General features: G+C 70.8%; 19 protein-coding genes, 1 tRNA gene and 1 pseudogene. 11 read left to right on the plus strand and 10 right to left on the minus strand.

What is annotated here, in order from left to right; translation table 11 throughout:
* Positions 1–89: 89 nt before the first annotated feature.
* Genes IC607_RS11115 through IC607_RS11125 form a run of 3 tightly spaced genes read right to left on the minus strand, consistent with a single transcriptional unit; the run spans position 90 to position 1,569 of the window.
* A complete protein-coding gene (locus tag IC607_RS11115) occupies positions 90–362 on the minus strand; it encodes a hypothetical protein (RefSeq protein ID WP_191787434.1) in 273 nt (90 codons plus the stop codon).
* Positions 359–1,111, minus strand: a complete 753-nt coding sequence (locus tag IC607_RS11120; RefSeq protein ID WP_191787435.1) for a hypothetical protein — start codon at positions 1,109–1,111, stop codon at positions 359–361. Before IC607_RS11120 ends, IC607_RS11115 begins: the two co-directional genes overlap by 4 nt.
* Complete coding sequence (locus IC607_RS11125; protein ID WP_191787436.1) at positions 1,111–1,569, minus strand: OsmC family protein; 459 nt, start codon at positions 1,567–1,569, stop codon at positions 1,111–1,113. The genes IC607_RS11120 and IC607_RS11125 overlap by 1 nt, the downstream gene beginning before the upstream one ends.
* A 128-nt stretch (positions 1,570–1,697) precedes the next feature.
* On the opposite strand from IC607_RS11125, the gene IC607_RS11130 reads away from it, so the two are divergent.
* Positions 1,698–1,770: transfer RNA gene (locus IC607_RS11130), tRNA-Arg, on the plus strand.
* Positions 1,771–3,045: 1,275 nt separating this feature from the next.
* On the opposite strand, the gene IC607_RS11135 is transcribed toward IC607_RS11130, so the two are convergent.
* Both IC607_RS11135 and IC607_RS11140 read right to left on the minus strand, forming a co-directional pair.
* On the minus strand, positions 3,046–3,774 hold the full coding sequence (locus tag IC607_RS11135) for a hypothetical protein (RefSeq protein WP_191787437.1): 729 nt from the start codon (positions 3,772–3,774) through the stop codon (positions 3,046–3,048).
* 146 nt (positions 3,775–3,920) lie between these two features.
* A complete protein-coding gene (locus IC607_RS11140; RefSeq protein ID WP_191787438.1) occupies positions 3,921–4,442 on the minus strand; it encodes a hypothetical protein in 522 nt (173 codons plus the stop codon).
* A gap of 233 nt (positions 4,443–4,675) precedes the next feature.
* Between IC607_RS11140 and IC607_RS11145 the strand changes: the two genes are divergently transcribed.
* The 3 genes from IC607_RS11145 (at position 4,676) to IC607_RS11155 (ending at position 6,980) form a co-directional block, all read left to right on the plus strand.
* Positions 4,676–5,644 carry a hypothetical protein gene (locus IC607_RS11145; RefSeq protein ID WP_191787439.1) on the plus strand — a complete coding sequence of 323 codons (969 nt, stop codon included), beginning with the start codon at positions 4,676–4,678 and terminating at the stop codon, positions 5,642–5,644.
* A 509-nt stretch (positions 5,645–6,153) separates the two neighbouring features.
* On the plus strand, positions 6,154–6,636 hold the full coding sequence (locus IC607_RS11150; protein WP_191787440.1) for a ribbon-helix-helix protein, CopG family: 483 nt from the start codon (positions 6,154–6,156) through the stop codon (positions 6,634–6,636).
* A complete protein-coding gene (locus IC607_RS11155; RefSeq protein ID WP_191787441.1) occupies positions 6,633–6,980 on the plus strand; it encodes a type II toxin-antitoxin system PemK/MazF family toxin in 348 nt (115 codons plus the stop codon). The genes IC607_RS11150 and IC607_RS11155 overlap by 4 nt, the downstream gene beginning before the upstream one ends.
* A gap of 59 nt (positions 6,981–7,039) precedes the next feature.
* On the opposite strand, the gene IC607_RS11160 is transcribed toward IC607_RS11155, so the two are convergent.
* On the minus strand, positions 7,040–7,480 hold the full coding sequence (locus IC607_RS11160) for a hypothetical protein (RefSeq protein ID WP_191787442.1): 441 nt from the start codon (positions 7,478–7,480) through the stop codon (positions 7,040–7,042).
* A gap of 140 nt (positions 7,481–7,620) precedes the next feature.
* Positions 7,621–8,178: a hypothetical protein gene (locus IC607_RS11165; protein WP_191787443.1), complete on the minus strand. Its 558-nt coding sequence runs from the start codon at positions 8,176–8,178 to the stop codon at positions 7,621–7,623.
* Between the two features lie 428 nt (positions 8,179–8,606).
* Between IC607_RS11165 and IC607_RS17880 the strand changes: the two are divergent.
* A pseudogene (locus IC607_RS17880) lies at positions 8,607–8,882 on the plus strand (SIR2 family protein); the annotation flags it as partial.
* Positions 8,883–8,911: 29 nt separating this feature from the next.
* Positions 8,912–9,121 (plus strand): hypothetical protein, encoded by a 210-nt coding sequence (locus IC607_RS17480; protein ID WP_225225015.1) that lies wholly within the window; start codon positions 8,912–8,914, stop codon positions 9,119–9,121.
* A 213-nt stretch (positions 9,122–9,334) separates the two neighbouring features.
* Here IC607_RS17480 and hrpB read toward each other — a convergent pair whose 3' ends face one another.
* Positions 9,335–11,818, minus strand: coding sequence for an ATP-dependent helicase HrpB (gene hrpB / locus IC607_RS11175; RefSeq protein WP_370526149.1), 2,484 nt, complete (start codon positions 11,816–11,818; stop codon positions 9,335–9,337).
* A gap of 579 nt (positions 11,819–12,397) precedes the next feature.
* On the opposite strand from hrpB, the gene IC607_RS11180 reads away from it, so the two are divergent.
* The 4 genes from IC607_RS11180 to IC607_RS11195 all read left to right on the plus strand — a co-directional run bounded on the left by IC607_RS11180 (position 12,398) and on the right by IC607_RS11195 (position 16,662).
* The gene (locus tag IC607_RS11180) at positions 12,398–14,581 is read left to right on the plus strand and encodes a DEAD/DEAH box helicase (RefSeq protein WP_191787445.1); all 2,184 of its coding nucleotides are present in this window, start codon (positions 12,398–12,400) and stop codon (positions 14,579–14,581) included.
* Positions 14,582–14,756: 175 nt separating this feature from the next.
* Positions 14,757–15,587 (plus strand): pseudouridine synthase, encoded by an 831-nt coding sequence (locus tag IC607_RS11185; protein ID WP_225224824.1) that lies wholly within the window; start codon positions 14,757–14,759, stop codon positions 15,585–15,587.
* 45 nt (positions 15,588–15,632) lie between these two features.
* Entirely contained in the window at positions 15,633–15,956 is a 324-nt protein-coding gene (locus tag IC607_RS11190; RefSeq protein ID WP_191787447.1) for a DUF2277 domain-containing protein, read from the plus strand.
* A gap of 43 nt (positions 15,957–15,999) precedes the next feature.
* A complete protein-coding gene (locus tag IC607_RS11195; protein ID WP_191787448.1) occupies positions 16,000–16,662 on the plus strand; it encodes a hypothetical protein in 663 nt (220 codons plus the stop codon).
* 2 nt (positions 16,663–16,664) lie between these two features.
* Here IC607_RS11195 and IC607_RS11200 read toward each other — a convergent pair whose 3' ends face one another.
* Complete coding sequence (locus tag IC607_RS11200) at positions 16,665–17,381, minus strand: SDR family NAD(P)-dependent oxidoreductase (protein ID WP_191787449.1); 717 nt, start codon at positions 17,379–17,381, stop codon at positions 16,665–16,667.
* A gap of 101 nt (positions 17,382–17,482) precedes the next feature.
* Between IC607_RS11200 and IC607_RS11205 the strand changes: the two genes are divergently transcribed.
* Positions 17,483–18,325 (plus strand): helix-turn-helix transcriptional regulator, encoded by an 843-nt coding sequence (locus IC607_RS11205; RefSeq protein WP_191787450.1) that lies wholly within the window; start codon positions 17,483–17,485, stop codon positions 18,323–18,325.
* Here the strand turns inward: IC607_RS11205 and IC607_RS11210 are convergent, their stop codons facing one another.
* A complete protein-coding gene (locus tag IC607_RS11210; protein WP_191787451.1) occupies positions 18,326–18,964 on the minus strand; it encodes a dihydrofolate reductase family protein in 639 nt (212 codons plus the stop codon).
* Positions 18,965–18,982: the final 18 nt, after the last annotated feature.

Genomic DNA, 18,982 nt, shown 5'->3' on the forward strand with positions numbered 1-18,982 from the left:
TTCCCGCTGACTTCCCTACTCCCACCTGATTGCGCTACCTCGACCTAGCGAGCTGGCGTGGAGGTAGCGAGCGCGCCCATTGCCGTTGATCAGCCGGCGAGCGCTGACGTCAGGTCGGCCTCGAGCGTGGCGAGCGTGCGGTGCTGGATGCGGCTGCCCGCCCACGTCCGAGTGTCGATCTCCCACGTGCTGCCGTGGCCACCTTGGTTCAGCAGGACGACGCGGGTCAGGCCGCTCTTCGTCGGACGGCGGACGGCTTCGACCGTGAAAGCGTCCGGTGCGACAGTGTGGTCGAACCGGGCGTGCAGCCGGGTCCGCATCTCGTCGAACGCGGCCCGGTCCCACACCTCCGGCTGGGTCAACGGCGAAGGCGCCACTTCTTCTTGTCGTCCTTCGCCTCGGGCGCGGGCGGCAGGGCCGTTGGCTCGGAGCCCTCAACCTGACGCGGCGCCACAGGTTCCAGCTCGATCACGTGGCCGAACGTCGTCGGCGCGGGACCGAACGCCTTGCGGGCGCCCTGGATTACCGTGCGGCCCAGCGCGCGCGCCCCGGTGACGCCGACTACCACGCCGACGCCGTAGGGGATGAGGCGACCGAAGAAGAGCCCGCCCTGGCGCGCGACCTGCTTGCGCACCATGCGCCGGGTCAGCGTCGTGTTGACCTTCTTCACGGTGGCGATCGGCATGCGGGTCAGCAGCAGGCGGGCGACGCCCACCGAGCCCTGGCCGGTCACGTTGGCGACCTCCTTGGCCCCGGACTCGCCGAGCAGGCTGGTCACCAGCAACGCTGTGCGGCGCTCGCTGTCGTCGACGTCGATCCCGTGCACCGACGCGACCGCCAGCACGTACGCGGCCGACGCCCCGAAGAACGTCGCGACGTCGCTCGCGGTCAGCGCGAGCGCGACCCCGGTCCCGACGGCGGGCGCGGCAGCGGCGGCGCCGACGGCCCCACCGGCCCCCGCGACGACCATCAGGTACTCCTTCTCCAGGAGCTGGATGATCCGCTGCGGGGAGGCCTCGGGGTTGCGAGCCCGGATCTTCTCCACGTGGGCGTGGATGGTCGACGACGGGATCGCGACCGCCTTGGCGAGAGCCTCGTCGACGAGGGCCATCAGCGCTCCCCCACCACCGTGAGCTCGACCTCGGCGCCGGCCTTGAGCGTCCGCCCGACCGTGCAGTGCTGGTCGATCGCGCGGTGCATGACCGTCAGCAGCCGCTCGCGCTGGTCGGGCTCCAGGCCCGACAGGTCGACGCTGAATCGCTCGACGAGCTGCGGGTAGCGGTCCTCGTCGTCGTCGGCCAGGCCCTCGACGTCGATCGTCACCGCGACGTCGTCGCCCAGGCGCCGCGCCACCGCGTTGTCCGCGGACAGCCCGCTGCACCCGGCGAGCGCGATCTTCAGCAGCTCACCTGGGGTGAACGCCTCGTCATAGGAGATGTCCCCGATCTCCACGCGCGCGCCGCGCGAGTTGTGGCCGACGTACCGGCGCCCGCCGGTCCGCTCGACCCACAGGCGCGTGCCGTTCGCGTTCTGCGGGGTGGTCGCCTCGGTCTGGTCCTGCGTCGTCATGCGTCCGATCTTCGCACGATGCGCGGATCGAAGCGGGGTGGAGCGTGCTTCGGCCGACGCCCCCGCGGCCGGTAGGCTGGCCCCGCGCCGATCGCGATCGGCGACGCACGGCCCGGCTCCCGGGCCGCGCGCCTGTAGCTCAGGGGATAGAGCACCGCTCTCCTAAAGCGGGTGTCGGCAGTTCGAATCTGCCCAGGCGCACGAGAACGAAGACGCAGGTCAGGGCAGGTTTCCGAGCCCCAGGCAGTGGGTTTCTGGATCCGATCTGGGGTCCGACAGGGGTCGAGGCTGCGTCGCTGTGACCAGGATTGTTGTGAACCTGTCAAGTGGCTCGACCCCAGTTCGACCCCAGGCTGACCCCAGGGGTCGACGGACCCCAGACGCGAAAACGGGGCGCCCCGCGCTATGCAGGACGCCCCGAGAGTCGCGACGGGTCACACGAGGCACCACCCCTCGCGAGCCACCGGGTGGAACAGTGCCGGGTCGTCCATGTCGAACCAGCCCGGCCGCCGTGCTCACTCCCTCGGTCGTGTCGTCGGCGTAGACCGTCAGGACCGAGCGATCGTGGTTGAGCCGGCTCAGGCGCTGCCAGGCGCTGACGAGCATGCCGTCGGGCACAGGGTCGAACGTGGTGCCAGTGATGACCGGGCTGCCGCTGGGGCTTGTTCGCAGCGGGGTCAGGGCTACACCGCCGGTCGGGGTGAAGCCGAGCCCGGTCTCGGTGCGGGCCAGGACGAGGTGGGGGTTGGGCGGACGAGGTTACGCATGGTGTGCTCCGAAGATCTGGAGGGGTGAAGCTGGCGGCGGGGTGCTGGTCGGGGGCGGCTACGCACTGTTCACCCCCTGCACGATGCGGTTGACAAAGTTGATGAACTCGCCGTTGCTCGCGGCGTCAGCCATGCCGACGATCGCCTACAGCGAGACGGGGATCAGCAGGAGCCACTCCCTGAACGACCCGGCCTTCCCTAGTACGGGGATTCCAGCCCACGAGTTCGGCTGCCAGCACCGGTTCAGCACCGGGGTGTGCTGCCACCACTGAGGGGGCTTCGGCTTCACCGGCCAGAGCCAAGGGCATCCGCCTACCGTCTCGATCCGGATGCCCCACATGCTCCGCACCCTAGCGGCCTGGTTCGTGGCCGGGAACCCGGGAGCGGAACGATCACCCGGCCCATATGTCGGCGCAGTGCGTCACCCAGCTCCTTTACACCCTCCTGGTGAATTTCTACACGTGGAAGTTCGAGTAGCGCCGCAGCGCAGCGGCCGCCGCAACGATGGACGTATCGCGCACCAAGTACGCCCACTTCCTGGGATGCGCTCGGGCTCGCTTGACGAAGCGCGGGCGCCTAGCTGCGAGCCGGGCCGAAGGTCGTCGAGGCGGGCGCGACGGCGTGCGTCGTGTCCTTCGGGACGCAGTGCGCGGCGCGGCTCGGGTCGCCGTTCGGTGCGTTGGCCCGCCGCGCGAAACCCGGCCCCGGCTCAGTGCGATGAGATCTGGCGGATGATCTCGTTGACGCCGAGAGCGATGAGCGGCGCGCCCGTCGCGGCGATCTGGAGTGAGTCGGCGACGAAGGACACGACGTCGGCGAACTTGCGGATCGCGGGCCGGGAATCGTCCTCCGCGGTTCTCGCAGCGATGAGCGCGGCGGTGGCATCAACGAGCGCCTCCTTGACGCCGTCGGGTCCACTGACCCGGTACATGCGGAGAGCCGCTTGAAGACGGAGAGCGTGGCGCACGAGCATCGCCTTGGTCTCCTCGGAGCCCTCCAGATTTTCGAGGGCGGTGAGTAGCTCGGCGACCTTCGCGTCGGCGTCCGTGACGAGGTCAGGCTCCATGTGCAGTGCGTTGCCGTGACGCGACAGAGCGTCGGTTGTGGACTCCAGCGCGTACAGAGTTGTGTCGTCGTACTGCCCCGTGAGCTGACCCGTCGAGCCCTCAAGGGTGTGCGCCAAGCCGAACGCGCTGTCGACAGCGGGCACCCAACGCAGCAGCAGGTCGTGGTTGACGTCGGGCAGCAAGAGGACTTGAGCCTGGACCGTCGCTGGCAACTCAACGACCATCGAGATCGCCGAGAACAGCCCCGCTCGATCTTCGTCATCGACGTCGAGCACGCGGACCCAGGCTTGCCGCAGCGGAGCGTTGGCCCACTTCCGCAGATCGACGAGAATCTCGTGAAGGCGGCCTGCCGACGTGTCCATCATCTCCATGCTCGGACAGTAGCGGCCCTCTCCGACGCCGACGGGCTAGTTGCACATGCCGCACGCCGGTGAGCCCCATGTCCTGCGGGGCGCAGTGCGCGAAGCGGCGCGCCGAAACGTGCAGGCGCGGGCGTTCGACCGCTGAACCGGGCTCGCTACTCGGGCGGGGCAGGCTTGGGAGTGCACGTGAGCTCGGGCACGAAGACCTGGTCGTAGGTTGCCCGCTGGAAGGTCTTGACGTCCCCCGCCTTCACGTCCTCCCACTGCACCGGCACCGTCTCGGGGTGGCCCATGCCGCTTCGTCCGATCGTCACGGTCCCGTCGAGGTATCCGCAGTCGCGGACCGACATGATCGAGACCGTCATGCAGTCCCCCCCGGGGTAGCAGTCCTCGGGGTAATCCGTGTTGCCCACGTCAGCGATGAACCCGCCGTAGTAGAAGTCGCCCTTCGGGGTGGGCTTGAGTCCGTGCGCAGAGATGGTCGCGCGTAGCGGTTCGGCGAGCGCCTCGTTCGACGCGGATGCTTTCGCGGTCGCGCGCGCTGCCACGCCAGCCTGGTGGTCATCCCAGCGGTTCTCGATCCACTGCATAGCGCCCAGGAACGCGATGAGCCCGAAGAACAAGATGGTGAACCATCCGAGACAACCGAGGCGGGACTTGCGTGGCTCTGGCGCCATGGCTTCGCCTCCTCATGTCGTCGGGATGCGCACCCGGTTGCGGCGTGACGCCGGTCGTTCGAGGCACGCTACCGAGACGCGAAGCACGCCACGCCGAGGTGCCGGGTGAAGGTCGTGGAGCGCTCATTCCAGGCGACGAAAACCTCACCCGCGGATAGGCCCCTTGTCCTCCCGGTCGGATGCCCCGGGCCACTACGCTGGCGGCAATCCGCCACCTTTCCCGGGAGTCCGTCGTGCTCAAGAAGACCCTCGCCGCGATCGTCGTCGCGTCGTTCGCTGTGCTCGCTGGCGCCACCGGCGCGCACGCCTCACCGCCGGTCGAGTACAAGCTCAACGAGACGTGGTCGATGAAGCTCACGCCGGCGACCGAGTGCTCGGACGCGAACGGCAACGACCTGCCCGGCAACCGCTGCGCCGACATCACCGTCTTCATGCCGTTCGGCATCCCGGACTCTGAGGGCTCCTACGACCCCGCCGTGCGCGTGTACGCCGACACCTACGACGCGACCGGCAAACACATCGACGTGCAGTACCCCGAGACGACCTCGGGTGTGCTCGACGACGGCCAGACCTACGCCGAGCTGAGCCAGTTCACTCTGGAGAACCTGCCCTACGGTCAGCTCACGCTCAAGTTCGAGGTCCAGGTCGACGGGTACTACTCGTGCTACCGGACGTGCACCTGGATCGACGGGAGTGACGACACCCGCAGCTTCGTCTTCAACTGGAACGGGACCCCGACGCGCGCCGGCGTGCACATGTACAGCGCGACGAAGTCGGCCAGCGAGACTTGGACGCTGGACCGCTCTGCGACCGTCAAGGTCAAGCGCACCGCCACCGCGAAGGCCACCGCGACGTACAAGTCGCACGGCCACAAGTACAAGGCGAGCGCCACCGCCAAGGCGAGCTCGACGAAGTCCGCGACGCGCTCCGCGACCGCCACGGTGAAGCTGACCCGCTCGGCCACGGCGACCGGCTACACCCAGGCTGATGCCAACGACAAGGCGGCGACCAAGGCCGAGAAGGCAGCCTGGGACGACTCCTACGACGCGGCCGCGGCCAAGGCGAAGTCGAGCGCCAAGACCAAGGCGACCACCGCTGCGAAGGCGTCGGCGACCAAGGCTGCGAAGGCGAGTGCGACCAAGGCCGCGAAGGCCAAGGCGCTCAAGGCCGCCAAGGCGAAGGCTAAGTCCGCCAAGCACTGACCGACAGGCGGGGCGCGCTACGAAGGGGCGGCGAGCGAGCCGGGGATCTCCACGCCGAGGCGGTTGGCGCGACGGTTCATCGGGTGCTGGTCCTCGTGCCACTCGAACACGAAGCCGGCGTCGGCGAGGGCTGAGCAGGGCCACCGAGACTCGGAAGACGAGCAACACCGAAGAGCTCCGGCAAGCCCTGGGCAAGGCGGTCTCCCGGCGACAGACGCTCACCGAAAGGCTCGCGCGCGGATCGCAGACGCCACACCTCGCGGCGCCCATCGAGCCGCCGAGCAGAGCGCTGACGTCACGCGCGCCGATGGCCCGTAGACCGCCCGCCGGAATCGGCTCGGATCGGCGTGTCCTGGCGGTGCCTGCGGCCTAACGGCGCCTGAGCCGGGGTTTGAGGGGCACGTGGCCCAGGCCCGTAGAACGGCTCCTACGGCCTCGGGTCGCAGGCTCGCGCGGGGTCACCGAACCGGGTGGCAAAGGTGGTGGCACCCCGTTGTATCGTGGGTCGCATGAAGCTCAGCGTCAGCCTCTCCGATGACGACGTGAGGCTCCTCGACAAGTACGTCGACGAGCACCCCGGCCAGAACCGATCCTCCGCACTCCGTGCCGCCATCGCTGCGTTGCGCGAGCAGGATCTGATCGCCGCCTATGAGCAGGCCGCAGAGGAGTGGCGCGAGTCGGAGGAAGGACAGGACTGGGACTCGGTGGCGCCGGCGCGGTCGTTGTCGTTGTTCGAGAAGGAGCGCCCGACTCGCCGGGAAGAGGCGCTGACCAACCTGTTGCAGGAGTCCTGGTCCGGCAAGAGATGGATGGTGCCTCCGCTGGCGATCGACCACGTGCGCTTCGCCGTCCCGAAGGTCTTCACCGAGATGGGCGTGTCCTTCTTCGATGCGCCACTGGACCAAGAGGTGCTTGAGCGGCTACAGGCGCAGCTCCAGGCTGAGAACGAGCGGGAGCACGAACAGCACGGTCCCGCGGAAGCGCTCGGGTGAAGGGCGCCGTCTACTGGGTGGATCTGACGCCGCACGTCGGAGCTGAGGCCGGCAAGGTCCGCCCAGCAGTGATCGTCGGCGTCGCGGGCGTCATTCGTGCCGCGATCAAGCGCGGCTACGGCGTCGTGACCGTCGTCCCGCTGACCAAGAACACCGAGCACGTCTGGCCGTTCCAGGCCGTGCTCCCCGCGACGATCACCGGACTGCCGCACGACTCGAAGGCCCAAGCCGAACAACTACGCGCCGTCGATGTCGGCCGGTTGCGCGACCAGATCGGCATGGTCCCCGCCGAGCACATGGGCGCCGTAGACGAGGCCGTCTTGGTCCACCTCGGTCTGGACTGAGTCAGCACCAGTGAGAGCAGTCCGGCAGGTCGCGCGCGGCGTCTGAGCCACGCGCCACATCAACTGGGCTTGCAGGCGTCGAAGGCTTTCCCGTAGGCCTTGTCGGCGGCGATCTCACCGTCGGCGGCGTGCACCGGCCCCGGGATGACTGCCCACGTCTGGTTGGCATCGTGGGATGCGAGCTTGGTGTCGTCTTCGCAATCGAAAGCGGAGAGCAACTCATAGTTGCCGTCGTCGCTCGCGCACATCGTGTAATCAGCGTCGATCTGAGAACCGTCAACCCACACGTCTTCGCACTTCGGCGCTGCATTCTGTTCCGCGACAGCGGACTCCAGATCGTCTGGAGAGATCGAGATGTCGTTCGAGGGCGACTCAGAGCTGGTGGCGGACACAGTGGCAGAGGACGCGCTCGAAGCCGCGTCTCCCGATGAAGATGCGCAGGCGGTCGCGGTGAGGACCAGCATTGCGGCGCACGCGGCGACGCTCAAGATTCGCTCCATGGTGTCGCATCGTACGGATGTGCGTCTTCTGCCCGCCCGGGGCATTCGTAGGACACGCCGCTGTGACCGGACATTCACCCGGGCGGATGGGCGACGAGGTGATGTGCGACCCGGGCGGGAGGCTCTTCTCGGGGCGGGGCTTAACTCCATCGCGCAGACTCACGGCAGGCCAACCGACACCCGTGCCAAGCTCCGCCGGGGTCAGTCGCTGCCCGTGCCGTCCGAGCGGTTGTCTCTCGAGGTGACCTTCCAGCCGTCAGCGGTGCGCTCGACCGTGACCATCTGGAACAGCGGTCCCCGGCGTTGTACTCCTCGATGTTCGAGTCGAGGCTGTACTGCACCATCAGCACGGCGCGGTTGGTGTCGGTCGGGCCCACGTCGTCGCGCCCGCGCACGGCCCAGACAGCATCCGCTCCGGCCTGCACGTCGCTCTCGCGGACCGTCTCTCCGTAGGGGACGCCAACGCTCGTCATGTCCTTCGCTGCGGCCTTCGTGTCGCGCAGCGCGTCGCCGGCCGCCAGCTCCTGGGCCGCGGTCAGGTGGGACAGCCCTCCGTTGGTGTAGTCCCACGAGAAGCGCTCGGCGATGAACGAGCCGGCCACCGTGAAGACGTCGTGCTCGCCGTCCAGGACGTCACCCAGGGCCCAGCCGAACTTCTTCATCAGCTCGACGCGGGGCCACACGGTGCTGGGCTCCATGTAGGTCTCGTGGCCGCTGTCGTCACGCACGTAAACGGAGCCGTCCTCGTCGACCCGGTCGAAGCGGTTCTCGATGCGGTGATTGTCGCCGACGCTCAAACCGGAGATGCCGGTCGACTCGTTGTCCGGGTCGCCTGCCCGCGGTTCGGTCGTGCCCGAAGGATTGGACGGAGCGGAGACGGTGACGACCGCATCCGCCAGACTGGAATGATTTCCTGGAAGGTGCGGCCGGACGCCTACCGCGAGACGAGGACAGAGTCGCTGCACGCGAGCAGATCACGATCCGACGATACCTAGACGCCGCTCAGATCATCGTCGATGGGCTCGCTCCGGGGGATTTCTCAAAGTACATTCGGGAGTGTTTCGAAAAGCCGCGTTATGAGGCTTCAGGCATACACGAGTTGATTCGAGACCTCGACCCCAAGGTTGTGATCACTACAAATCATGACGACCTGTACGAGGCGTTGTGTTGTCAGGGGGCCGCGACGGAAGGATACAACGTCTGTCGATATTACGAGGATCACGTAGTGAACGACTTGCGATCGGATCGTCGTCTCATTTCGAAGGTCCATGGCTGTATCGCAGATCCAAGCTGCATCATTCTAACGCGAGAGCAATATTTAACAGCACGCCGCGACCACCCTTCGTTTTACTCAGTCCTAGATGCCCTGATGCTTACCAATACGCTTCTATTCGTTGGCTGCTCGATGGACTCGGATCCGACGTTCAGCTGTTGCTCGAGACGACGAGCATCGCGGCACCGTCGCAGCACCCGCATTATGCAATCGTGGAGGATCGATGGCACCCGGCGGTCGAGAGGGTTCCGGCAAAGACGTACAATATGAATTTCCTCAAGTTTGAAGCCGGGAAGTGCGAGCGGGTAAATGCCGCGCTCGAAGAATTGCACATCGTGGTGCAGGAGCGCCGCGCGCTCCCGTCGTGATTGGTAATTCTCGATGGTTGCGGTGGTCGACGTCGGTCGTTCCGTACATTAACGCACCGATGCGATTTCTGTAGTCCTAGGGTCGAACCCATAAGAGCTTCTGCTCTCGACGGTGACGGTGGCGAGCGTGGCTGTTATCAAAACGTGGCAACGCGCCGCTTCGAGCAAATTGCAGATCGCCGGTCGGCATGTTCGGAAGCCGTGCCCCGTTGATCATGGCTTGAGTCGGAGGCCGCGGGCCGGGGTGGCGGCCGTGGGGTCTTCCGGCCAGGAGTGCTTGGGGTAGCGGCCGCGGAGCTCAGCGCGGACCTGGGGGTAGCCGGTGCGCCAGAACGACTCCAGGTCGGCGGTGACGGCGGCGGGTCGGCCGGCGGGGGAGAGCAGGTGGAGCAGGACGGGGACGCGGCCATCCGCGAGGCGGGGCGTCGCCTGCCAGCCGAACGTCTCCTGCAGGCGGACGGCGAGGACCGGCTGCTCGCCGCTGTAGTCGACGCGGATGTTCGAGCCGCTCGGCACCGGCAGGCGCTCCGGTGCGAGGTCGTCGAGACGCGCGGCCTCCGGCCACGGCAGGAGCGAGCGCAGCGACTGCAGGACGTCGACGCGGCCGAGGTCCCGCTTTCCCGACAGGTCCAGCCACGCGTCCAGGTCGGCGAGGAGCGCCTCGTCGGAGACGTCCGGCCACGGGTCGCCGAGGGCGCGGTACAGGAAGTCGAGTCGTCGGCGCAGGGCGGTCGCGGCCTCGGTCCAGCTCAGCAGGCGCAGACCCTCGCGCTCCAGCGCCGTCCGCATTGCCTGCTCGACGAGGGCGCGCGGTGGGTTGGGCAGCGGCGCAGACGAGAGTTCGATGGCGCCCAGGCGCCGGACGCGCCGCGCGACGACGGTGCCTCCGGTCCACTCGACGGTGTCGTCGGTGCGCAGCAGAGCAGGAGCCGCCTCGCTCGCGACGTCCAGGTCGATCGGTGCCACGGAGCGGATGGTGGCGTCCCGGTGGCCCGGGCGACGGTCGGCGTCGGCGACTGCGAGCCACGGCAGGCCGGCTAGCGCCGAGCCGGCGGGGAGGACGGCGCCGGTGCCGGACGTCATCAGGTAGGTCGAGCCGCCGGGGCGCAGGCGTGCAATGCGGTCGGGATGGGCGAGCGCGACGACGAGGCCCACGGCGAGGTCGTCGGTCAGGTTGCCGGGGTGGTCGCCCGCCGCGGCCGGGATCAGCGCGCGGAGGCGGGCGGTCTGGGAGCGCCACGTCGTCGTCTGCGGGCTTCCGCGACGTGTGGCGCGCAGGGCTGCGACCAGGTCGCCGCCCGGGGCGCGGGCGTCGTCGGACAGGAGAGCGACGATCTCCGCAGCCCGCTGCGCGCCGACGAGAGGGGCGCCGTCCACCAGCGCTCGCGCCAGGCGGGGGTCAGCGGGCACGGCCGCGACGGTCCGGCCGCGGGGAGTCACCGCCCCTGACGCATCGACCGCTCCGAGGTCGGCCAGGATCGTCTGCGCCGCCGCCATCGCCGCCGCGGGCGGTGGGTCGAGCAGCGCGAGGCCGGCGCCGCCCGGCGATCCCCAGCAGGCGAGCTCGAGCGCGAACGCCGTGAGGTCGGCGGTGAGGATCTCCGGCGCGGGATGCGGCACCAGGCGCGCGTCGTCGGCCTCCGACCAGCACCGGTACACCGCACCCGGTCCCTCGCGTCCGGCGCGTCCGGCGCGCTGGTCGGCCGCGGCGCGGCTCACCGACACAGTCACCAGTCCCGCCAAGCCACGTCGGTGGTCCGTGCGGGGCTCGCGCGAGAAGCCCGCGTCCACCACCACTCGCACGCCCGGGACGGTCAGTGACGACTCCGCGACCGCCGTGGAGACGACGACGCGGCGGCGAGGGCCCGGCGTCAGCGCGAGGTCCTGCGCGCTCGCGGCCAGGCGGCCGTGCAGCGGACGGACGTCGACGTCCAGACCCGCGAGCCGTCGCGCGACGCCGTCCACCTCCCCCGCGCCGGGAAGGAAGACGAGGACGTCGCCGTCGCGCTCGCGCAGGGCGCGTACGACGGTCGACGCGACATGGTCGAGGAACGCATGCGTCACCCCGCGCTCGTCGGTCCGCGCCACGCGCGCCGGGGGCGGCGCCAGGACCACGTCGACCGGGAACAGTGCAGCAGGAACGGTGACCACGGGTGCGTCGCCCAGTAGCGCCGCCGTCCGCTCGGCCTCGACCGTCGCGGACATGGCCACCACCACCAGGTCGTCGCGCAGGTTGGCGCGCACGTCGGCGAGCAGCGCGAGCGCCAGGTCGTCGTCGAGGTGCCGCTCGTGGACCTCGTCGAGCACGACCGCCCCGACGCCCGGCAGCTCCGGGTCGCGCTGCAGGCGCCGGACCAGCACACCCGTGGTCACGACCTCGATGCGCGTCGCCGCGCTCGTCGCGTGCTCGCCCCGGACGGAGAACCCGACCGTCTGCCCGACGGGCTGGCCCAGCAGGTGGGCCAGCCGTCGCGCGGCGGCGCGGGCCGCGATCCGGCGCGGCTGCGTGACGATGACGCGGCCGGTCACGCACGCCGCGACAGCCGGTGGGACCAGCGTGGTCTTGCCCGTGCCCGGCGGCGCCTGCACGACGACGACACCGCGCGACCGCACCGCGTCGGCGATCTCACCCAGGCCGTGCCGCACGGGCAGGTCGGGCGGGTCGGCCAGCAGCCGACCGATCGGGTCGTCGTCCACGGGTGGAGTCTGCCCCGGATCGACCCCGTGCTGCGCCGGTCGTCGGGTTCCTGGCTCCGGTAGTCGATCGACCAACGAGGTAGTCGGTTGCAACCGACTACCTCAACGCAAACCGACGACCCACGCGCGAACCCGACTACCGGATCTGAGGCACCTCACTGCGACGACCAACCGACTCGACCCCGTGCAGGGCGGCGTGCCGGGAACGTCACACCGCGAGCCGGGGCCGGTCGCGCGGTTCACCCGTCGCCGCGGCGTACCGCCCGGTACAGTCCTGGGTAGTGGGAAGCACGTGAGGACGCCGTTGCCCAGCCCGGCGCGATGCCGCAGGTATGCCGGGATGGATGATCACGCACTCGCCGTCGCGTGTCCTGCCGTGGTCTGCGCGTCGTCTCGTCTGCGTTTCGACGAGGCGTCGCTCCCGACGAGTCGTCGGCGGACCCGACGGCGGACGCGGACCCACGTCGCGTCGCGCGGCGCCTGATCGGCGTCGTCGGCGCGAGAGCGTGAGCGCGCGTCGTCTGACGCCCGGCGCGGTTGCGTCGTCCGCACGGGCGGACGGCGGCTGAAGGAGGAGATGTGGCAGGAGCAGGGCAGCGCGGTCGCGGGCGCGGCTCGTCCGGGAACGGGCGCAGCACGTCCGGGAACCAGCGCCGTTCGGCGCGTCCCGTCGAGCAGGGCATCGTGCCCGTGCTCGCGGAGATCGCCAGCGAGGTGGACCGCATCGTCCGCCGTCCGCCCACCCGGCCCGAACTGCGCACCAAGTTCCAGGTGGTGGCGCTGCTGGTGCGTGAGGAGCGCGCCCGGCTGCAGGCCGACACGACGTTGTCGGCGGGCAAGCGGGAACAGGAGATGAAGCGGCTCGACGGTGTCGCGACCCTGCTCGCCAAGACGGCCGCCCGGGACACGTCTCTGCTCGAGCTGCTGCGCGAGGACGCGCGCGTGTCCGACGCGGCGCGCCAGTACAAGGCGAGCCTGATGCGCGCGGGGGGCATGGAGGTGCCCGACGAGCCGGAGCCCGCGCCCCCGGCGCCGACGGCGGTCGCGACCACGCCCCAGGTGGTGCCCGTGTCCGTGCTCGCCCGCCAGCGGTCCAACCCGTTCCTGGCACCCGACTACGAGGCCGCCGCCGAGCGGCTCGCGAGCCGGCCCAAGCGGCTGGCCGGGTGGGAGCTGCTCGAGCCCCTGTTCCGGTCCTTCGAGTACGCGGCGGACGGTCGTCCGGCGTGCATGGAGCTGCCCGACGGCAGCGGCGTGTCCGCCCCCTTCGGCCGTCAGCTCATGCTGCACCAGGCCCAGGTGGTCGCGGCCGCCGCGCGTGGTCACCGCACGTTCCTGCTGGCCGACGAGCCCGGCCTGGGCAAGACGGCCCAGGCGCTGCTGGCGGCGCAGGCCGCGGACGCTTTCCCGCTGCTCGTCGTCGTCCCGAACGTCGTCAAGGCGAACTGGGCGCGCGAGGTGAGCATGTGGGCGCCGTTGCGGAACGCGACGGTCATCCACGGCGACGGGGACGACGTCAACGCGTTCGCCGACGTCGTGATCGTCAACTACGAGATCCTCGACCGGCACGTCGGCTGGCTCGGCACGCTCGGGTTCCGCGGGATGGTGGTCGACGAGGCGCACTTCATCAAGAACAAGTCGTCGCAGCGCTCGCAGCACGTGCTCGCACTGTCCGAGCAGATCCGGCAGCGCACCGCGAAGCCGCTGCTCATGGCCCTGACCGGCACGCCGCTGATCAACGACATCGAGGACTTCCGGGCCATCTGGCAGTACCTCGGCTGGATCGACGACACGGTCCCGCTGGGCGGCCTCATGACGAGCCTCGAGGAGACCGGTCTGACGCCGGCCGAGCCCGGCTTCTACGCCGCCGCCCGGCAGAGCGTGATCGACCAGGGCATCGTGCGGCGTCGCAAGGTCGACGTGGCCGCCGACATCCCCGCGCGCCGGGTCGCCGACCTGCCCGTCGAGCTCGACGGCGCCGTCGGCCGGTCCATCCGCGCCGCCGAGGCCGCGCTGGCTGCCCGCCTCGTCAGCCGGTACCGCGCGGCGCTCGAGGCGCGCGCCGCCGAGGGCGTCGGCCCCGGCATCGACCTCGACCTGGCCCGTCGGGTCGCCGCGGGCGAGCTCAAGGACTCGAGCTCGAAGGCCGGCGGCGAGAACGTCTTCACGATGGTCCGGCGGATCGGCCAGGCCAAGGCCGGGCTGGCCGCCGACTACGCCGCCCAGCTGGCGCGCAACGTCGGCAAGGTCGTGTTCTTCGCGCGGCACATCGACGTCATGGACCAGGCCGAGCAGATGTTCGCGGACCGTGGCATCAAGTACGCCTCGATCCGCGGCGAGCAGACCAGCCGCGTGCGCGAGAAGAACGTCACGGCGTTCACCGAGGACCCCGAGGTGCAGATCGCCGTCTGCTCGCTGACCGCCGCGGGGGTCGGCATCAACCTGCAGGTCGCGTCCAACCTGGTCCTCGCCGAGCTGTCCTGGACCGACGCCGAGCAGACCCAGGCCATCGACCGCATCCACCGCATCGGCCAGTCCGAGCCCGTCACGGCCTGGCGCGTCATCGCCGCGCAGACCATCGACGCCAAGATCGCGGAGCTCATCGACAGCAAGTCGGCGCTCGCCGCTCGCGCCCTCGACGGCCTGGAGGTCGACGATGCCGCGTCGGTGGACGTCCAGCTCGAGGCGCTCGTCGCCCTGCTGACCGACGCCCTGGAGGCCGACGGAGCGACGGTCGGGACGGACGCCGAACCGGCGCTCTGAACCCGCTGAGCCACTGGGCGGCCGCCGCTGCACCGACGTCACCCGAGAGGTCCGCCCGTACGATCGCCGGGTGCCTCCCCGTTCGCCGTTGCCGCCGCGTCACGGGCTGAGCGCCGCGTGGGTGCGGACACCTGACCGCGTCGGTCCCCGGCCACGCGCCGACGATCCGGCGACCATGGGCGAGTGGCTGCGCGACCGGCTGCCCGAGTTCGTGGACGTCGCCGGCATGCTCGAGGACGGACGCTTTGTCGACGAGACCGGCCGCGCGGTGCGCGACGACGACCCGTACCGACCGCACACGTTCGTCTGGTTCCACCGCGACCTGCGCGACGAGCCTGAGGTCACGGCCCCGATCCACGTCGTGCACCGGGACGAGCGGCTCGTCGTCGTCGACAAGCCGCCGTTCCTCTCGTCGATCCCGCGCGGGCGGCACGTCATGCAGAGCGTCGTCGTGCGCATGCGGGCCGAGCTGGACCTGCCGGAGCTGTCGCCGCTGCACCGGCTCGACCGCGTGACGTCCGGGCTGCTCATGCTCGCCACCGAGCAGCGCTGGCGCGGGCCGTACCAGAGCCTGTTCGAGCGACGCGCGGTCGACAAGACCTACCGGGCGCTGGCGCCTCTGCGCGACGACCTGGACCTGCCGCTCGTCGTGCGCAACCACATCCGCAAGGAGCGCGGGTCGTGGCAGGCGCAGGTGGTCCCGGACGCGCCGGTCAACGCGGTGACGCGCATCGCCCTCGAGTCCGTGGTGGGGGAGGGGCCGGAGGCGCGCGGCATCTACCGCCTGACGCCGTCCACCGGCCGCACGCACCAGCTGCGCGTTCACCTCAACGGCCTCGGCATCCCCATCGTCGACGACCCGCTGTACCCGCTGGTCCGCGACGTGGAGGTCGACGACTTCCGCCACCCTCTGCAGCTCCTGGCCGGCGAGGTGGCATTCACCGATCCCGTCGACGGGACGACGCGGCGGTTCGAGAGCGTCCGGCGGTTGCCGCTGACCGGCTGAGGTGAAGGCCTCGACGTGATGGCGTCGTCGTCCTACCGTCGAGGCATGTGCCGCAACATCACGACCCTGCGCGGGCTCGAACCACCGGCCACCGACCAGGAGGTCGAGGCCGCCGCGCGCCAGTACGTGCGCAAGGTGACCGGCGTCCAGAAGCTGAGCGACGCGACGCGTGACGCGTTCGAGGCCGCGGTCGCCGCGGTCGCGGCCGCCACGGCGAGCGTGCTCGACGACCTCCCCGACCGCCGCAACCCGCCGACGACGATGCCGCCGCTGCGCCGCCCCGAGGTGCAGGAGCGCATCGCGCGCCGGATGGCGGAGCGTGAGGAGCACGAGCGGATGCACGAGCTGGGGATCGCCCACACGCACTGAGACGGCGCACGTCGAGGTGCGCCGCGGCCCCTAGGCTCGTCCCATGGCGATCCTGCACTCGGCCGCTCTTCGACCCACCAAGCTCGAGCTCGTCACCGACTGGGTTCCACGGCAGGCGTGGTTCGCCGGCGACCCGTCGGCGACGTTCACGCAGGTGGGCGCGTTCCGGTTCGACGACCCCGACGGCGAGGTCGGCGTCGAGACGCTGCTGGTGCGCGCCGGCGACGGGCCCGTGCTGCAGGTGCCGTTGACGTACCGCGCGGCCCCGCTCGAAGGCGGCGAGCCGTGGTTCGTCACGACCATGGAGCACTCGGTGCTCGGCGAGCGGTGGGTCTACGACGGCGTCGGCGACCCCGTCTACCTCGCGACGGTGGTCGCCACGATCTGCAACGCCGGCGAGCAGGCCGAGCTTTTGGTCGAGTCCGGCGGTGAGCGCGTGCGGCGCGAGCCGACGGCTCTGGTCCGCGGGGGAGGTGCGCGCGACGGTCGGGTGCCGCAGGTCGCGGGCGTTCCGTCGCAGGTGCGGGACGACGACGGCCGGACGCTGGTTACCGTGGGCGAGCTGAACCTGTCGATCGCCCGCCAGCTCTTTCCCACGAGCCCCGCGGGCGCGACGAGCACGCCGGCGGGATCGCTCACCGGGACATGGGCCGGCCAGGACGACCCGGTGGAGCTGGTCCGGATCGTGACGCTGGCGGAGATGTAGGGCTACCAGCCCAGCTCGCCCTCGTCCTCCTGGAACGTCCCCGTGGGCCCGTCGGGCCCGATGGTCGCCAGAGCCGCGACGACGCGCGCGCTCTCGGCGGCCGGGCGCCCAGGGTGGCTGCCGGGGTCGCCGCCGCCGAGTTCGGTCGCCGTGATGCCGGGCTCCACGGCGTTCACCTTGATGCCCGGGTAGGCGCGCGCGTACTGCACGGTCAGCATCGAGACGGCCGCCTTGCTCGACCCGTAGACGATCGAGACGAACCGCGACGCGGGCCGCGACGGCTCGTGAGTCGCCCAGAACGATCCCAGTGCGCTCGAGACGTTGACGACGACGGGGTTCGACGACTGCTCCAGCAGCGGCAGCGCCGCCTCCGTCACGCGGACGATCCCCACCGCGTTGGTGTCGAAGACGCCCAGGACGCTCGGCCCGTCGAGCGCCTCCTGCTGGCTGCCGCCGCCGTCGCGCTTGGCGATCCCGGCGTTGTTGACGACGACGTCGAGGCCGGTGCCGGCCTCCGCGATCGTCGCGAACGCCGCCGCGACGGACGCGTCGTCCGTGACGTCGAGCTGGACGAAGCGTGCGCCGACCTCGTCCGCGGCCGCGCGGCCGCGGGACTCGTCGCGGGCGGCGAGCCAGACGGTGTGCCCCGCGTCGAGCAGGAGGCGGGCGGTTTCCTTGCCGAGGCCCTTGTTGGCCCCGGTGATCAATGTGGTGGTCATGCCTCGATCGTGCGCCTGACCGGGCGGCGCAGGCAGTCGTCCCGTCGTCGTAGGACTGCCAGGACCAGGACAAGCCGCCGGCCGACGAGCAGACTGGGCGCATGAGCTCAGAGTTCGGCGCGGCCGTGCGCGGATGGCGCGAACGCGTCGCGCCCGAGGCCGTGGGCCTGCCCGCCGGCGGGCGCCGCCGGGCACCCGGGTTGCGCCGCGAGGAGCTCGCCGGTCTCGCGGGCATCTCGATGGACTACCTCACGCGCCTCGAGCAGGGCCGCGCGACGACCCCGTCTGCGCAGGTCGTCGAGGCCCTGGCCCGCGGGCTGCGCCTCTCGGACCCCGAGCGGGACCTGCTGCACGAGCTGGCGGGACTGTCCGCGCCGGGGCCGGGCGTGGTCCCGACGCGGATCACGCCGGGCGTCATGCGCCTGCTCGACCGGCTCGCGGGCGTGCCGCTCGTCGTCTACGACGCGGCCTGGAACCTCGTCGTCGCCAACGCGCCCTACGACGCGCTCATGGGCGCGACCACCGAGCTGAGCGCCGACGACCGCAACGGCGTGTGGCGCAACGTCGTCGGCGGCGGGTCGCGTGCGGTGCTGACCGCCGACGAGCACAACGCGCAGGTCGTCGGCCTCGTCGCGGATCTGCGCACGACCGCCGCGCGCTACCCGGCCGACGCGGGCGTGCGACGCCTCGTCGCCCGGCTGCGTGCCGCGAGCCCGCGGTTCGCCGAGCTGTGGGAGGCGCCCCCGGCGCCGCCGGCGACCGAGGGGTCGCGGCACAAGGTCGTCGACCACCCGACGGTCGGCCGCGTCGCGCTCGAGTGCGACACCCTGGTGGTGGCCGGCAGCAACCTGCGGATCATGGCCTACACGGCCGAGCCGGGTACGCAGGACGCCGAGCGTCTGCAGCTCGCGATCGTGCTGGGCACGCAGTCGCTGGTCGGGTAGCTACTCGACCCCGCGGTCCGGGCGGGTCATGTCGCCCGTGACGGGCGCCGAGCCGGTGGGACCCAGGCGGAGCTGGACGACGCCGGCGTCGCCGGTCAGGGCCGGCTCGAGCAGCCGCAGCGCGGCGGGAACGGCGCCGTCGGGGAACACCTTCTTTCCCTGCCCCAGCACGATCGGGTGCACCCACAACGTGAGCACGTCGAACAGGTCGGCCGCGAGCAGCGTCTGGACCAGGTCCACGCTGCCGATGACGTGCACGTTCTCGTGCCGCTCGCGCACGGCCCGCACCTCGGAGAGCAGGTCGGGCCCCAGCTGGGACGATCCGCGCCAACCGAGCTCGGGCGTGCCGCGGCTCGCGACGTACTTGGGGATGTCGGCGAACTTCGCGCCGATCTCCCCGTCCTGCCCGGTCTCGTGCTGGGGCCAGTAGGCCGCGAAGATGTCGTACGTGCGGCGTCCCAGCAGCAGCGCGTCCATCGCCGCGATGCCCGCACCCACCTGCGCGCCGATGGCCTCGTCGGCGAACGGCGCCTGCCAGCCGCCGAACGGGAAGCCGCCCGACGTGTCCTCGTCGGGCCCGCCCGGCGCCTGGGCGACGAGGTCGAGGGTGGTGAACAGGTCGATGTGCAGGCGGCCCATGGTGGCTCCGATCGTGTC

This window comes from Cellulomonas sp. JH27-2, assembly GCF_014837175.1.
In the GTDB taxonomy this organism is placed as follows: domain Bacteria; phylum Actinomycetota; class Actinomycetes; order Actinomycetales; family Cellulomonadaceae; genus Cellulomonas.

Bases quoted from the DNA above. Each gene is read 5' to 3' on its own strand.
- IC607_RS11120 (WP_191787435.1), bottom strand. From the start codon at position 1,111: ATGGCCCTCGTCGACGAGGCTCTCGCCAAGGCGGTCGCGATCCCGTCG.
- IC607_RS11125 (WP_191787436.1), bottom strand. From the start codon at position 1,569: ATGACGACGCAGGACCAGACCGAGGCGACCACCCCGCAGAACGCGAAC.
- IC607_RS11135 (WP_191787437.1), bottom strand. From the start codon at position 3,774: ATGGAGATGATGGACACGTCGGCAGGCCGCCTTCACGAGATTCTCGTC.
- IC607_RS11140 (WP_191787438.1), bottom strand. From the start codon at position 4,442: ATGGCGCCAGAGCCACGCAAGTCCCGCCTCGGTTGTCTCGGATGGTTC.
- IC607_RS11150 (WP_191787440.1), top strand. From the start codon at position 6,154: ATGAAGCTCAGCGTCAGCCTCTCCGATGACGACGTGAGGCTCCTCGAC.
- IC607_RS11160 (WP_191787442.1), bottom strand. From the start codon at position 7,480: ATGGAGCGAATCTTGAGCGTCGCCGCGTGCGCCGCAATGCTGGTCCTC.
- IC607_RS11165 (WP_191787443.1), bottom strand. From the start codon at position 8,178: ATGGAGCCCAGCACCGTGTGGCCCCGCGTCGAGCTGATGAAGAAGTTC.
- IC607_RS11185 (WP_225224824.1), top strand. From the start codon at position 14,757: ATGGGCGAGTGGCTGCGCGACCGGCTGCCCGAGTTCGTGGACGTCGCC.
- IC607_RS11190 (WP_191787447.1), top strand. From the start codon at position 15,633: ATGTGCCGCAACATCACGACCCTGCGCGGGCTCGAACCACCGGCCACC.
- IC607_RS11195 (WP_191787448.1), top strand. From the start codon at position 16,000: ATGGCGATCCTGCACTCGGCCGCTCTTCGACCCACCAAGCTCGAGCTC.
- IC607_RS11200 (WP_191787449.1), bottom strand. From the start codon at position 17,381: ATGACCACCACATTGATCACCGGGGCCAACAAGGGCCTCGGCAAGGAA.
- IC607_RS11205 (WP_191787450.1), top strand. From the start codon at position 17,483: ATGAGCTCAGAGTTCGGCGCGGCCGTGCGCGGATGGCGCGAACGCGTC.
- IC607_RS11210 (WP_191787451.1), bottom strand. From the start codon at position 18,964: ATGGGCCGCCTGCACATCGACCTGTTCACCACCCTCGACCTCGTCGCC.